We start from the raw sequence: 13,266 nt of genomic DNA, 5'->3' as shown, positions 1-13,266 counted from the left end.
TAATGAAAAATGCATCCAAAAAAGTGCGCAGCTTGCGTAATTACAGCCTGATCGCCGGACTGGTACTGGCTTCGGCCTTTGCCTTTCAAAATAACGCCTGGTCGTGGGGCGGTGGCGCAGAACCCGCCGTGGTGATCGCCGCACCGGCAAAAGATGAACCGGCGGGCACGTCACACAGCGAAACGGCGCTGTTCGCCGGGGGCTGTTTCTGGGGAATTCAGGGCGTGTTCCAGCATGTGAAAGGCGTGACCAGCGCGGTGTCCGGTTATGCTGGCGGGGACGCGCAAACAGCCCGTTACGAGCAGGTCAGCACCGGCGAAACCGGTCATGCGGAATCAGTGAAAGTGACGTTTGACCCGACGCAGGTGACTTACGGCGAGCTGCTGCATATTTTCTTCTCGGTGGGACACAACCCGACGGAGCTGAACCGGCAGGGGCCGGACAGCGGCACGCAATACCGTTCCGCCGTTTTCCCGCTCAGCAGCGCGCAGGCGGAAGTGGCGAAAGCGTACATTGCCCAGCTCAATGCCAGCCACAGCTTCAGTGAGCCGATGGTGACGAAGGTGGAAAACAATGCACACTTTTATCCGGCGGAAGCCTATCACCAGAACTTTTTAAACGATAACCCGGACTATCCGTACATTGTGGTGAACGATCTGACGAAAATTCACGATCTGAAACAGCACTTTCCGGCGAATTACCGCGAACAGCCTGTGCTGGTGAAGGAATAACGCACTCAGGATTTCATGCCGTGATGATGTTCATGATGGCTGTCGTTGTGCGGCATCGGGTGATGAGGGTGCGGCTGTTCATGACGGGAAGCGTGATGATGATCGTGCGGGCCTGCGATCACACAACCGGTCAGGGAAAATAATAAAGTCGCAGAAAGCATCAGACGTAATAAAGATTTCATGGGTGCAATCCTGAAAAAAGAATAAGGGAGTGCGCATTTCGGGAAGTGAAATGTGCACTCTTGGCAGAACGGAAAAGAATAAATCAGAAGTCCATCTCAGCGCCTAAATAGGCCCCATCGATAATACGTTCGTCAGGATTGCCCGCCGTGCCGTCAAGACCGACATAACGGTAACCCGCTTTCAGTTTTAAAGGTTCCACTGGCACCCAGCTAAATCCGGCATCGGCTTCGGTATAAGATTTCACGCGATTACTTAATGCATCCGGTGCCGTATAACCTTCTGCGTAAAATGCCAGGCTGTCCGTAAATGGCACGGTAATACCGCCACCTATCGGGAACGCCACGCCTTCGTTATCAGAAGTGGAGCCTTGCATATAAAGCGCTTTTGCGCCGAGATTAATCATCGCCGGTCCCAGCGGAATATTAAAACCGCTGCTGATGCCGCCGATCTGACGACCATTTTGGGTATTCTTCGCCCAGTTGCCCTCAATATATAAACCGGATGTCTGACGGCCCATTCCGACATTCAGTTCGGTGAAGTCCGTACCCGCTTTTGCACCGAGTTCCATGGCCTGAGACGGGGCAGAAAACGCCATGAATACCGCGATTGCGCTGCCAGCGACAGCAAGTTTGATTGTGTTTGTCCGCATTGGATTACCTGTTTATGTGTTTAGCCGGGGGCAACCATTGCCAAAATTTTCACCAGACCGGCGACCCCTTTTGTCCGGCGTTATAAAACACCCGGACGGCCTTACGCATCAATTTATATGTCAGATGAGGCGATAAATAGGTTTTTGTTCTTTCATTTTAATGATGTATGGCATGAATGTTCTGACTCCGGCATGGCACTTCAGTACGCCACGCAGACGAATTGCGGGGAATAGGTACTGCTGATGACGTAAGTCTGATCGCGAATGGGCTTCACGCCGATGTTTAAAGACGCATTATCCCCGGTGGTTTCCAGCCACATCTGATCGAAGTCAGCGTCCGGCGTGGTATCCAGAGGTGACGGTGTCACCTTGTCAATGTCGAAATGGAACGTTTTATTATCGACTTTGACGCCATGACTGAGATAAACCGTACGTTCCAGATAGGTGTTTCCTTTATCGGACTTCACATAACCTTCGTACTGAATAATGCCTTTGTCTTTATCGTAGAATTGCAGACTTTCCACAATGGAAAACACCAGTTGGCCGTTTTCCACATCCATGTTGACCCTGGCGAAGGCTTTACATTTTAGCGTAGGGATGGCTTTACCTGACGGCAGGAAAATAAAGGCAGTAATAATGATGCCTGCAACCACGACGGCGAGAGCGAGGTGTTTATTCATCTTCATGGCTTAACCCACTTATAGTGGTAAAAATTATCACAGGAAATAATCTCTTTCTTTTTTCCAACAGCACACAGAGACAACAAGGTTCTGGCATTGTTTTTTGAGGAATAAGACACTTCATTGTTATAAATAATCATGTTGTTTTTTTTGCACTGCAGGTTATTCACTTTAAGGATAAGACCGACCCGCTCCAGCACGGCGGGTTTGTCCTCATCCGGAATATCTTTCAGGTATATCACCTCGCACCCGGTATCCGGTTGCTGAATTTCGGTGATGCCGTTATTTGCGTCATAAAATCTCCAGATACCCCAGACCATTCCGGCCAGGATTGCCACGCTCAGTAACAGGAAGGCAATGTGCCGCAAGGAAGAGGCAGCCTGCACGGGGGGATCCGTGACCGCAGGCGTGACCGGCGGCGCTATTTCCTCCGGCGGCGTGTCCTCCAGCGGTTCCACACTGACGGCGGTGTTCAGCTTAAAGCCGACTTTGGGCAAGGTAACGATCAGTTCGTGACATTCGAGGAGTGCCAGATTACGCCGCAAAATGCTGACGTACTGGTTAAGGTTGTTGCCGGACGCCTGCAACCCATGCTTATCCCAGACCGTTTCCAGCAGGTATTCCCGCGTCAGGTCACGGCCGCCGGAGGCCAGAAACTCTTCCAGCAGACGTGCCGCCGGAAGGGTCAGTTTTATGACGTCCTGACTGGCGGGATAATGCAGCGTGCCATCATCGGTATTAAATTCTATCGCTTTATCAATAAGATATTTCATCGTGCCCTGATTGAAATGAGTAAAGCCAACCAAAATCCCGTCGGATTTAAAAAAACGCCTCGGATTAATAGTATACAGGCTAAATTCTGCCAACCGAGTCCGCGCCGGGGATAAGTAAAACTCTTAGCCGCACCGGGCAAAAAGCAAATTATTATGTTGTCGAAACGCACTATTGATAAATAAAAACCTATATATACCCCCATCGGGTAATTAAATTGTCTGCCACGCCAAAACGCGGTTTCCTGCATGCCTTACTGACTGAGCGGGAGCGGCTTCGTGGACATCACCTTTACTGACTTTCTCATCGGATTTTCCTCTGCCCTGGACTTGTTAAGCCCTGAAAACGGACACCGTGGCGTGCGGCGTGCCTACATCGTGATGAGCATTGCCCGTCAGCGTGGCTTCAGCCAGCCTGCGCAACAGCGCCTGTTTATTGCGGCGTTATTGCGCGACCTGGGCCGGGGGGCGCATGCGCCCGCAGATTGCGCGCAACGGCTGGCCGGGATCCCGCTGCTGGCTGACAGCGCCGGGCTGATCGCCGGAAGAGGGCAGCAGCATCCGGAAAGCCGCTTGCTGGATCTGGCGGATAATCTGGATTTGCTCGCCCTGCATGAATTTCCGCGCGGACATTATCCGTCGCAGGCGATCGAAACCCTGTGTGATTCCATCGGCACACGCTATCTGCTCGACGATGTGCTGGCGTTACGCGAAATCGGGCTGGATCGCGAGTTCTGGACTGAACTGGCCTCCGCCACGCTGATCGACAATCCCTGCGCCTTTGCGCCGTTTCCTCCGCGCGTACTCAGCGATGATGAACTGACACAACTCTCCGCGCTGCTGGCCTGCGTGATTGACCGGCATTGCCGCTCCGCTGAGCAACATTCCGTCATGGTGTCGGCGATCAGCGCCCGGCTGGCGCAGCTGTACGGATTTTCCAAAAAAGGCATCGCGCATGTCCGTGTCGCAGGGCTGCTGCATGACTTAGGCAAGCTGGTGGTGCCCGCCGCGCTGCTCACCAAAGCCGAACCGCTGAGCGATTTTGAACGGCGGCAGATCCATATTCACCCGCAGTTCACCTGGAAAATTCTGTCCCGCATCGCCGGTCTGCATGACATCGCGCGGATGGCCAGTTTTCATCATGAACGGCCGGACGGTAAGGGCTATCCTTTCCGTCTGCGCGGAACGCAGCTGGATCTGGGGCCGCGCATTATCTCGGTCGCCGATTGTTACGCGGCGCTGCGGGAATCCCGTTCTTACAAACCGGCCTTCCCGCCGGAAAAATGCCTGAGCATGATGCAGGAGACCGCCGACAAGGGAGGGCTGGATCCAGCCATCGTGGGAGCGTTGCATACCCATCTGATGTCATCCGAAATGCAGGCACTCAGTGCAGATCCATTTCAGTTATGACGATTATAATTTTGGGTATTAAACAAAACATAAATGGCAGAAAGTGATATTTAGCGGTGTTAAAGGGATGAAGGAAACCGGCAGAGGATGTAAAACGGAGAGGGGTATTTTGCAGTCCGGAGGTAAATAATGATGCCGGAGGGTGAAAGGCTGGCGACCGATCCGATCGCCAGGTCAGCGTGCATTTTCAGGTCAACGCAGAGGCGGCGATGTTATTTCGCCAGAAGTTCTTTGCGGACGATTTCTGCGCCAGCACTTAACGCGTCCAGTTTGCCCCTTGCGACGCCACGCGGTAACGGGATCATGCCGCAGTTGGTGCAGGGATAAAGTTTGTCGGCATCGACAAATTGCAGCGCTTTACGCAAGGTCGCGGCCACTTCTTCCGGGGTTTCAATGGTGTTGGTGGCCACGTCAATCGCGCCCACCATCACTTTTTTACCGCGGATCAGTTCCATCAGTTCCATCGGAACATGTGAGTGGTGGCATTCCAGTGAGATGATATCGATATTGGATTTTTGCAGTTTCGGGAAAATCTCTTCGTATTGCCGCCACTCCGTCCCCAGCGTTTTTTTCCAGTCTGTGTTGGCTTTGATGCCATAGCCGTAACAGATATGGACAGCCGTTTCACATTTCAGCCCTTCGATGGCGCGTTCTAAGGTGGCAATGCCCCAGTCGTTCACTTCATCGAAGAACACATTAAAGGCCGGCTCATCAAACTGGATAATATCGACGCCCACCGCCTCTAATTCTCTGGCTTCTTCATTGAGAATTTTAGCGAATTCCCAGGCCAGCTTTTCGCGACTTTTATAGTGGTTATCATAAAGCGTATCGATCATGGTCATCGGCCCCGGCAGAGCCCATTTGATCGGTTGTGTGGTTTGCTGGCGTAAAAATTTGGCATCTTCCACAAACACGGACTTTTTACGACTGACCGGGCCGACAACGGTCGGCACACTGGCGTCATAGCGATTACGGATCTTTACCGTCTCACGTTTCTCGAAATCAACGCCTTCGAGATGTTCAATAAAGGTGGTGACAAAATGCTGACGCGTTTGCTCGCCGTCACTGACAATATCGATCCCCGCCTGCTGCTGATCTTCCAGACACAAACGCAGGGCGTCCTTTTTACCGTCGATTAATTCCTGATCCTGCAATTTCCACGGCGACCACAGCACCTCTGGTTGTGCCAGCCACGACGGTTTAGGCAGACTGCCCGCCGTTGATGTCGGTAATAACTTTTTCATACACAGGTGACCTTATCTTTTTTATGGTTAATCAGAGAGCGGAATGAGCAGACCATTGTTCAAGCACAGTCTGGTAGGGTTTGATGAAGTTTTCTTCCGTAAATTTCCCCTGCTCAATCGCCAGATGACTGCGTTCTTCCCGGTCATAAACTATGCGGGTTAACGAATAATCCTGATAATTCAGGCTCGGCTGATACTGTATTCCGGCGGCGGAATTCGCATTATAAATTTCAGGACGGTAAATCTTCTGAAACGTCTCCATCGTGCTGATGGTGCTGATTAACTCGAGATTAGTGTAATCGCCGAGTAAATCGCCGGAAAAATAAAACGCCAGAGGCGCAACGCTATTTTCAGGCATGAAATAGCGCGCGCGTAATCCCATTTTCGCGAAATATTCATCCGTCAGGGAGAGTTCATCCTGCTGATATTCAACGCCCAGTACGGGATGCTTATTGCCTGTGCGGTAATAGGTGCTTTTGCTGGAAACACTCAGGCAGATAACGGGAGCCTTCGTAAACTGTTCTTTGTAAATGTCTGATTTAACGAAGCATTTGAAGATGTTGCCATGCAGTTCGCCAAAGTTATCCGGCAGGCTGAATTCGGGTTGTTGTTTATTGTGCGCTGGCAGTAAAACGCTGAAGTCATAATCACGCACATAAGAGGAAAAGTTATTTCCCAAAATCCCTTCAAAGCGTTCGTTGGTTTTTTTATCCACGACGGTGGTTTTCAGTATTTCAATCACCGGGAAGCTGTCGGCCTGACCTTCAACATCAATATTGAGCTGAGCAGTAATAATGTCGAGTTCGACAGAATACCGGTCTTTTTTAGGGTTATCCCAATGGGCCAGAGAATTGAAACGATTGTCAATCATCACTAAGGTGTTGCGCAGGTTGTCCTGACGTTTTTCACCCCTTGCCAGATTGGCAAAGTTAGTCGTAATACGCGTATTTTCCGAAGGGTTATATTTTTCGTCAAAACGAATGCTCTTAATAGTGAATGTAATTTCTTTTTTCATTTTTATCAGGTGTCCCGGCTGCTGAAAAACCTACATTATTTCAGTCGTCTTCATATTTAAGAGTGAATCGCGATGACTCTTTTATGCCTGAGTCATTGAGTGAAAAAAAGTGATATAAATTCACAGAACATGAACAAAGTTCATGATCCTGTCTGCGCGTTACCGGCACACTTCGGCGCTGACCGAAGCATCCGTTTTTTACCGGTAATAAGCTGAGTGAAATTCATGACGGAGCAGAAAAATGATTGCAGTCCTTTTTGAGGCAGATGCGGTACCCGAAGCGCGTGAGCGGTATCTTGAACTGGCGGCCGAACTGAAGCCGTTGCTGGCGGACACGCCGGGGTTTATTGATATAGAGCGTTTCCAGAGCCTGAGCACGCCCGGAAAAATCCTGTCTTTATCCTGGTGGCAGGATGAGGAGTCGGTGGCTGGCTGGAAACAGAATCTGACGCATCTGTCAGCCCAGAAAGAGGGAAAACAGTCGATTTTTTCCTTCTACAGAATCCGCGTTGCCCGGGTATTTCGGGAATATTCCTCCGACACGTCTTCAGCGAAAGGAGCGCATCAGCATGTATGACATTCACGTTATCCTCGGCAATTGTCCGGGTGCGCTTGGCTCACTGGGACGCGTTCTCGGCCTCAACGGCGTGGGTCTGGAAGGCGGTGGCGTATTTTCCACACCGGAAGCGGCGCACGCACATTTTCTGGTGGAAGAGGGCGAGACAGCCCGTCAGGTTCTGACGGAGGCTGGCTTTGAGGTCAGAAAGGTGGCCCGCCCGCTGATAAGAAAATTGCCGCAGAAACGTCCGGGAGAACTGGGTGAAATCGCCCAGACACTCGCCCGGCATGGCATTAATATTCTGGTACAGTACAGCGATCACAGTAACCGTCTCATCCTGCTGACGGATGATGATCTCCGGGCGGCGGAAGTCACTCAACAATGGGCCATACACTCTGAATGAATTTTCTTCATACCGAATATGACAGCGAGCCGGACGATTCCCTTGAAAAATCCATGTCACTGGTGGCTTCCGCAATATCTGACCCGTCAAGGGTCAGTATTTTGTGTGCTTTGATGGACGGACGTGCGTGGACGGCGACTGAACTCAGCGCGGTGGCAGGCATTGCTGCCTCCACCACCAGCGGTCATCTTACCCGGCTGCTCAGCAACGGGCTGGTGATTTGCCTGATGCAGGGACGCCACCGGTATTACAGCCTGGCTGGCCATCATATCGCCGGACTGCTGGAAAACCTGATGGGGGTTTCCATGCATCATCACACGCCCTTTGCATCCCGGACGCCGGTGATTCTGCGATATGCGCGGACCTGTTATGACCATCTGGCCGGAGAACTGGCGGTAAAAATCTACGATTTCCTGCTGCATGAAAACTGGCTTGAAGCTGACGGGAATGCGCTGACACCGGCCGGGAAAGAACATTTTCAGCGTCTAGGTGCCGTGCTTGATCCGCGTCCGCGTCGCAAGGCGTGTTGTCCTTGCCTCGACTGGAGCGAAAGGCGTTTCCATTTGGGAGGGGATGCGGGGCAGGCATTAATGACGCTGTTGCTGCAAAAAGAGTGGATATCCCGCACGCCGGGCTTTCGCGAAGTCAGCGTCACCGACAGCGGCAGAGTAGCCATGCGGCGGTTGTTCGGCCTCGATCTGGCCTGATCCCCCTCCTTAACACCCTGTCAGGGATGGGGGATTGTGACGAACTCTACCTTCCTTAAATCGCGGTTTTGGCCCGCTGTTTCACGGCATAAACCAGTACCACCGCGAAACACACCATCGGCAGGGCGTAGGACACGGCGGTGTTGTAGTGATCGGCGATGGCACCCATCAGGTACGGCATCACCGCGCCGCCGACGATCGCCATGATCATCACCGAGCTGGCGCGTTTGGTTTGTTTGCCCATGTTCTTGACGCCCATCGCGAAAATGGTCGGGAACATGATCGACATAAAGAAGAAAATCGCCACCAGCGCAATCACCGACACATTGTCGATCCCGGCCACCACCACGCCGCATAGCACGATATTGATGATGGCATAAGCCACCAGCAGCGTGGCGGGGCGGACAAAGCCCATCAGCCAGGTGCTGAAGAAACGCCCGACCATAAAGCTGATCATGCCGACAGACAGCAGGTACGATGCATTCTGGTTCGACAGCGTATGCCAGTGTTCCGTGGTGTAGTTAATGAAGAATGCGCCGACACCCACCTGCGCCGCCACATAGAAGAACTGCGCGATCACGCCGCCGGTGAAATGACCGTGCTGCCACAATCCTTTCTCCACGCCGCGATCTTCTGCGGTGCTTTGCTCACGAATGTCCGGCAGTTTGGTGCGTCCGAACAGGAACGCGATCAGCAACACCAGTACCGCGATGGCGATATAGGTGGTTTTGACCGATGACAGGCCGTCCGCCGTGGTGCCTTGCGTGGCGCTGAAAAACAGCGAACCGCCGATGATCGGGCCGACAAACTGGCCTAATCCGTTGAAAGACTGAGAAAGATTCAGACGGCGTTCTGCGCCAGCCGGATCGCCCAGTACGGTGGCGAACGGGTTGGCGGCGGTTTCCAGACAACCCAGACCGAGGGCGATCACGAACAGCGCAAACAGGAACATGGCGAAACTGCCCGCGGACGCAGCGGGAACGAATAACAACGCGCCCAGTGCATACAGGCATAACCCGACGAGGATCCCGGCTTTATAGCCGAACCTGTCCATAAAGAACCCGGCGGGCAGGGCTATGATGAAATAAGCCCCGAAATAGGCGGCCTGTAGCAGCCCCGACTGGGCTTTGTTGACGTGTAACACTTCCTGGAAATGCTTATTCAGGACATCCAGCAGCCCGTAGGATAAACCCCACAGGAAAAACAGCGTGGTGACCAGGATGAACGCCAGTCGGAAACCGGACGTCGTTTTGCGCTGCGCATACGTGGGCGCGGCAGTTTTGTCGGCGAGCATAATGTATTCCTCAGTATCTGGTAACGCATGTAGGGGTTCAGCTCAGGTGGCTGATTTTTTATGTCAGATAACGTGAAAAACGGTTTCTCCCTCACAGCAGGGAGTTTTTTTGCTCCTCCCCACTGTCAGGGTTGAAGCGGGTTTCGTTCTGCTCCTCCCCCTGCGAAGGGGGAGGTTGGGAGGGGGTTTAGCAGGCAACGCCAGATCTGGAGCTGCCCTTAATACCCCACCCCAACCCTCCCCTTCGCAGGGGAGGGAGCCGATCGAGCTTTACTCAGATCCTTCCCCAAGGGAGGGAGCCGATCGAGTTTTACTCAACGCCTTCCGTATGCGGGGGAGCCTGACCGGTCAGCGAAAAAATCTTCTCCATTTCCACCCACTTTTCACCGGCGGGCGTCCAGGGTGTGGGGCGCTGATATTTCCACATCAGGGCTTCCCATTCGCAGACTTTCGGATCCTCCAGACTGCGGCGTTCGAACAGCCCGCTGTCAAAATCTTCCGTGGTTTCCATCACCATCATCAGCCGGTTGCCCAGCCGGTAAATTTCCATCTCTGTGATGCCGTAACGGCGCAGATGTGCGGTAATTTCCGGCCAGATGTTGCGGTGATAACGCTGATATTCTTCGATAAGCGCCGGATCGTCCGCCAGATCCAGCGCCTGACAATAGCGGCGCGTCATGTCAGCGCCCGGTCGAGATGCATATAGCCGCCGTCCACGGTCAGCCACTGGCCGGTGGTGTGCGACGCGCGGGAAGAGAGCAGGAACACCACGGTATTGGCGATTTCCTGCGGCGTGGTCATGCGCTGTCCCAGCGGAATATGCGAGGTGATCTGTTGCAGTTTCTCCTCGGGATGGTCGAAGCTTTTGATCCAGCGTTCGTACAGCGGCGTCATCACTTCTGCCGGGATCACCGCATTCACGCGGATGCCGTCGCCAAGCAGCGCCGCCGCCCATTCGCGGGTCAGCGCCAGAATGCCGCCTTTTGCCGAGGCGTAACCGCTGGTGTTGCCTTGTCCGGTTAACGCGGTTTTCGAACTGATATTGACGATCGCTCCCCGGCTGGCGCGCAGGGCATTGAGGCTCAGGTGCGCCATCAGGTAATAGTGGATCAGGTTTTGCTCGAGGGATTGCACAAAGGCTTCCCGTCCGGCGTCCAGCCCGACGCTGTCGTTGGCACCGGCATTGTTCACCAGCCCGTCGATGCTGCCGTAGCGACTGAGAACGTCGTCCACGGCGGCTTTGCAACTGGCTTCGTCGCGCAGTTCGGTCAGCACAAAACTGGCCTTTGGCGAAAGCTGTTGCAGTTTATGCATCAGTTCATTGGCCGGTTCGGTATTGCTGATGATCACCGGGATCGCGCCTTCTTCCGCCAGCGTCAGCGAAATGGCCGCGCCAATGCCGGACCCGCCGCCGGTCACCATCACCACTTTATTTTGCAGATGCAGATTCATTGCTCGTTCCTGTCGCCGGTTAAGGCTGTAGTCGGTAAACCGTGCAGGCGTTACCGCCATAAATGGCCGCCTGCTCGTCAGTACTCAGTGCCGCCGTGGCCTGCTGGCATAAATCCCACGGATCTTCATGTTCTCCGGCCAGCAAACACACCGGCCAGTCGGAACCAAACATCAGCCGTCCGGCACCGAAAATCTCCAGCGCGGCGTCGAAATACGGCAGCAGATCATTCAGCGTCATGCCCGCCAGACGCGGTTCGGTCAGCAGTCCGGAGAGTTTGCAAACGACGTGCTGCATTCCCGCCAGCGGCGCAATTTGTTTCGCCCAGTGCGCCGCGCCCCGGCTCAGATCCGGTTTGCCGAAATGGTCCAGCACCAGAAAATGCGCATCATGGCGTGCGGCAAACTGCACGGCCTCGCTCAGGTGCCGGTGCGTCACCAGAATCTCGTAGACAGTTTCCTGCCGCTGAACCTGACGGATGCCCGCGTTGATGGCCGGATCGGCCAGCCATTGCGCGGGCGCAGGTTCGTCTTGTATCTGATGACGAAAACCGCGCAGCAGGGGATGCGCAAGCGCCTCCAGCTCAGCGGCCAGGGCGGGGGAAGACAAATCCACCCAACCGGTGACCGCGCGGACAAAGTCCGTTTTCTCCGCAAGCTCCAGCAGCCAGCGCGTTTCACTGGCTGACGAACAGGCTTGCACCAACACCGTTCCTTGTGTGTCGTGACGTTGTAACGTTGGCCGCAGCGTTTCCGGCAATAAATTCTGTTTCAGCACCGCCATCTCATCGCTGATCCAGCGGTAATCCTGCGGCGTGTAACGCCAGAAATGCTGGTGGCTGTCGATTCGCATCATCGGCATTCTCCCTGCGGCGTTCTCATTAAGCACCGGCGTGATAACGGTATTGCTCAATCGAGGACGGATGCATTTCGATGGAGAATCCCGGTGCCTGCGGCGGCATATAGGCCGCGCCGCGAATGTCACACGGATGCACAAAATGCTCGTGAAGATGGTCAACGTATTCGATGACGCGGCCTTCGTGGGTTCCGGCGATGCACAGATAATCAATCATCGACAGGTGCTGTACGTATTCGCACAACCCGACGCCGCCCGCGTGCGGACACACCGGCAGATGGTATTTGGCGGCCATCAGCATCACGGCCAGCACTTCGTTGACGCCGCCCATGCGGCAGGCATCGATCTGCACCACGTCGATGGCTTCGCGCATAATGAACTGCTTGAACATGATGCGGTTCTGGCACATTTCACCGGTGGCGACTTTGACCGGCGCAACAGCCTGACGGATTTTGCGGTGGCCTTCGATATCGTCCGGGCTGGTCGGTTCTTCGATAAACCAGGGACTGGCGAAGGCGAGGGCATTCACCCAGGGGATAGCGTCGTTGGTTTCCCATACCTGATTGGCGTCGATCATCAGTTTGCGATCCGGACCGATAACTTCGCGGGCGATACGTACGCGGCGGATATCGTCTTGCAGATCACGCCCGACTTTCAGTTTCAGGTAGTCAAAACCGGCGTCGACGGCTTCCTGACACAAACGACGCAATTTATCGTCGGGATAACCCAGCCAGCCCGCCGAAGTGGTGTAGCAGGGATAACCTTCCGCCAGCAGTTTCTCCGTGCGCTGCGCCTTGTTATCCGCCCGCTGCTGCAATAAGGTCAGCGCTTCCTGCGGCGTAATGCAGTCGGTGATGTAGCGAAAATCAATGCAGCGCACCAGTTCTTCCGGCGACATGTCGGCGACCAGTTTCCACAGCGGTTTACCGGCGGCTTTACTCCATAAATCCCACACGGCATTGACTACCGCACCGGTCGCCAGATGGATCGCGCCTTTGTCCGGGCCGATCCAGCGCAGCTGACTGTCACTGGTGAAATCGCGCCAGAACTGCCCCATATCGGCGGTGATGTCCGCCAGATCGCGTCCGACAATCAAATGTTCCAGCGCTTTAATGGCTGCACAGCAGATTTCATTGCCGCGCCCGATAGTGAACGTCAGGCCGTGACCTTTAAGCGCCGGATTGTCAGTTTCGAGGATCACATAGGCGGCGGAATAATCCGGATCCGGGTTCATGGCATCCGAGCCATCCAGCGCCAGCGAGGTCGGGAAGCGCACATCTTCCACACGTAAAGCTGTAATCGTTGTCATCGCAAAA

At 54.1% G+C, this 13,266-nt stretch carries 16 protein-coding genes; 5 read left to right on the top strand and 11 right to left on the bottom strand.

Features of this window, described 5'->3' with window-relative positions; translation table 11 throughout:
• Positions 1-2 precede the first annotated feature (2 nt).
• Entirely contained in the window at positions 3-731 is a 729-nt protein-coding gene (msrA, locus tag J9880_RS22785; RefSeq protein ID WP_232770884.1) for a peptide-methionine (S)-S-oxide reductase MsrA, read from the top strand.
• A gap of 5 nt (positions 732-736) precedes the next feature.
• On the opposite strand, the gene J9880_RS22780 is transcribed toward msrA, so the two are convergent.
• The 4 genes from J9880_RS22780 to J9880_RS22765 form a co-directional block, all read right to left on the bottom strand.
• Complete coding sequence (locus tag J9880_RS22780) at positions 737-913, bottom strand: lipoprotein (protein WP_165497969.1); 177 nt, start codon at positions 911-913, stop codon at positions 737-739.
• A gap of 83 nt (positions 914-996) precedes the next feature.
• Positions 997-1,563, bottom strand: a complete 567-nt coding sequence (locus J9880_RS22775) for a YfaZ family outer membrane protein (RefSeq protein WP_232770883.1) — start codon at positions 1,561-1,563, stop codon at positions 997-999.
• Positions 1,564-1,763: 200 nt separating this feature from the next.
• Positions 1,764-2,249, bottom strand: coding sequence for a FidL-like protein (locus tag J9880_RS22770; RefSeq protein ID WP_232770882.1), 486 nt, complete (start codon positions 2,247-2,249; stop codon positions 1,764-1,766).
• Positions 2,246-3,016 (bottom strand): winged helix-turn-helix domain-containing protein, encoded by a 771-nt coding sequence (locus J9880_RS22765; RefSeq protein WP_232770881.1) that lies wholly within the window; start codon positions 3,014-3,016, stop codon positions 2,246-2,248. Before J9880_RS22765 ends, J9880_RS22770 begins: the two co-directional genes overlap by 4 nt.
• A 276-nt stretch (positions 3,017-3,292) precedes the next feature.
• Between J9880_RS22765 and J9880_RS22760 the strand changes: the two genes are divergently transcribed.
• Positions 3,293-4,423, top strand: coding sequence for an HD-GYP domain-containing protein (locus J9880_RS22760; protein WP_232770880.1), 1,131 nt, complete (start codon positions 3,293-3,295; stop codon positions 4,421-4,423).
• Positions 4,424-4,635: 212 nt separating this feature from the next.
• On the opposite strand, the gene J9880_RS22755 is transcribed toward J9880_RS22760, so the two are convergent.
• Positions 4,636-5,667, bottom strand: coding sequence for a methionine synthase (locus J9880_RS22755; RefSeq protein WP_095925321.1), 1,032 nt, complete (start codon positions 5,665-5,667; stop codon positions 4,636-4,638).
• A 31-nt stretch (positions 5,668-5,698) separates the two neighbouring features.
• The gene (locus J9880_RS22750) at positions 5,699-6,682 is read right to left on the bottom strand and encodes a DUF1852 domain-containing protein (RefSeq protein ID WP_232770879.1); all 984 of its coding nucleotides are present in this window, start codon (positions 6,680-6,682) and stop codon (positions 5,699-5,701) included.
• Positions 6,683-6,923: 241 nt separating this feature from the next.
• On the opposite strand from J9880_RS22750, the gene J9880_RS22745 reads away from it, so the two are divergent.
• Genes J9880_RS22745 through J9880_RS22735 form a run of 3 tightly spaced genes read left to right on the top strand, consistent with a single transcriptional unit; the run spans position 6,924 to position 8,351 of the window.
• A complete protein-coding gene (locus J9880_RS22745; protein ID WP_232770878.1) occupies positions 6,924-7,259 on the top strand; it encodes an antibiotic biosynthesis monooxygenase family protein in 336 nt (111 codons plus the stop codon).
• Entirely contained in the window at positions 7,252-7,644 is a 393-nt protein-coding gene (locus tag J9880_RS22740) for an amino acid-binding protein (protein ID WP_131693938.1), read from the top strand. The genes J9880_RS22745 and J9880_RS22740 overlap by 8 nt, the downstream gene beginning before the upstream one ends.
• The gene (locus tag J9880_RS22735; RefSeq protein WP_232770877.1) at positions 7,641-8,351 is read left to right on the top strand and encodes an ArsR/SmtB family transcription factor; all 711 of its coding nucleotides are present in this window, start codon (positions 7,641-7,643) and stop codon (positions 8,349-8,351) included. Before J9880_RS22740 ends, J9880_RS22735 begins: the two co-directional genes overlap by 4 nt.
• Before the next feature lie 55 nt (positions 8,352-8,406).
• Here J9880_RS22735 and fucP read toward each other — a convergent pair whose 3' ends face one another.
• The 5 genes from fucP to J9880_RS22710 form a co-directional block, all read right to left on the bottom strand.
• Positions 8,407-9,645, bottom strand: a complete 1,239-nt coding sequence (fucP, locus tag J9880_RS22730) for an L-fucose:H+ symporter permease (RefSeq protein WP_232770876.1) — start codon at positions 9,643-9,645, stop codon at positions 8,407-8,409.
• Between the two features lie 310 nt (positions 9,646-9,955).
• Positions 9,956-10,324, bottom strand: coding sequence for an L-rhamnose mutarotase (locus J9880_RS22725; protein WP_095925315.1), 369 nt, complete (start codon positions 10,322-10,324; stop codon positions 9,956-9,958).
• Positions 10,321-11,097, bottom strand: a complete 777-nt coding sequence (locus tag J9880_RS22720) for an L-fucose dehydrogenase (protein ID WP_195817828.1) — start codon at positions 11,095-11,097, stop codon at positions 10,321-10,323. The genes J9880_RS22725 and J9880_RS22720 overlap by 4 nt, the downstream gene beginning before the upstream one ends.
• Positions 11,098-11,116: 19 nt before the next feature.
• The gene (locus tag J9880_RS22715; protein WP_232770875.1) at positions 11,117-11,950 is read right to left on the bottom strand and encodes an amidohydrolase family protein; all 834 of its coding nucleotides are present in this window, start codon (positions 11,948-11,950) and stop codon (positions 11,117-11,119) included.
• A gap of 25 nt (positions 11,951-11,975) precedes the next feature.
• Positions 11,976-13,259 (bottom strand): L-fuconate dehydratase, encoded by a 1,284-nt coding sequence (locus J9880_RS22710; protein ID WP_095925312.1) that lies wholly within the window; start codon positions 13,257-13,259, stop codon positions 11,976-11,978.
• Positions 13,260-13,266: the final 7 nt, after the last annotated feature.

The organism is Rahnella victoriana (assembly GCF_021276285.1).
Taxonomy (GTDB): domain Bacteria; phylum Pseudomonadota; class Gammaproteobacteria; order Enterobacterales; family Enterobacteriaceae; genus Rahnella; species Rahnella victoriana.
This window is presented reverse-complemented; position numbering and strand designations above follow the sequence as displayed.

Bases quoted from the DNA above. Each gene is read 5' to 3' on its own strand.
- msrA (WP_232770884.1), top strand. From the start codon at position 3: ATGAAAAATGCATCCAAAAAAGTGCGCAGCTTGCGTAATTACAGCCTG.
- J9880_RS22780 (WP_165497969.1), bottom strand. From the start codon at position 913: ATGAAATCTTTATTACGTCTGATGCTTTCTGCGACTTTATTATTTTCC.
- J9880_RS22775 (WP_232770883.1), bottom strand. From the start codon at position 1,563: ATGCGGACAAACACAATCAAACTTGCTGTCGCTGGCAGCGCAATCGCG.
- J9880_RS22770 (WP_232770882.1), bottom strand. From the start codon at position 2,249: ATGAAGATGAATAAACACCTCGCTCTCGCCGTCGTGGTTGCAGGCATC.
- J9880_RS22765 (WP_232770881.1), bottom strand. From the start codon at position 3,016: ATGAAATATCTTATTGATAAAGCGATAGAATTTAATACCGATGATGGC.
- J9880_RS22755 (WP_095925321.1), bottom strand. From the start codon at position 5,667: ATGAAAAAGTTATTACCGACATCAACGGCGGGCAGTCTGCCTAAACCG.
- J9880_RS22750 (WP_232770879.1), bottom strand. From the start codon at position 6,682: ATGAAAAAAGAAATTACATTCACTATTAAGAGCATTCGTTTTGACGAA.
- J9880_RS22745 (WP_232770878.1), top strand. From the start codon at position 6,924: ATGATTGCAGTCCTTTTTGAGGCAGATGCGGTACCCGAAGCGCGTGAG.
- J9880_RS22740 (WP_131693938.1), top strand. From the start codon at position 7,252: ATGTATGACATTCACGTTATCCTCGGCAATTGTCCGGGTGCGCTTGGC.
- J9880_RS22735 (WP_232770877.1), top strand. From the start codon at position 7,641: ATGAATTTTCTTCATACCGAATATGACAGCGAGCCGGACGATTCCCTT.
- fucP (WP_232770876.1), bottom strand. From the start codon at position 9,645: ATGCTCGCCGACAAAACTGCCGCGCCCACGTATGCGCAGCGCAAAACG.
- J9880_RS22725 (WP_095925315.1), bottom strand. From the start codon at position 10,324: ATGACGCGCCGCTATTGTCAGGCGCTGGATCTGGCGGACGATCCGGCG.
- J9880_RS22720 (WP_195817828.1), bottom strand. From the start codon at position 11,097: ATGAATCTGCATCTGCAAAATAAAGTGGTGATGGTGACCGGCGGCGGG.
- J9880_RS22715 (WP_232770875.1), bottom strand. From the start codon at position 11,950: ATGATGCGAATCGACAGCCACCAGCATTTCTGGCGTTACACGCCGCAG.
- J9880_RS22710 (WP_095925312.1), bottom strand. From the start codon at position 13,259: ATGACAACGATTACAGCTTTACGTGTGGAAGATGTGCGCTTCCCGACC.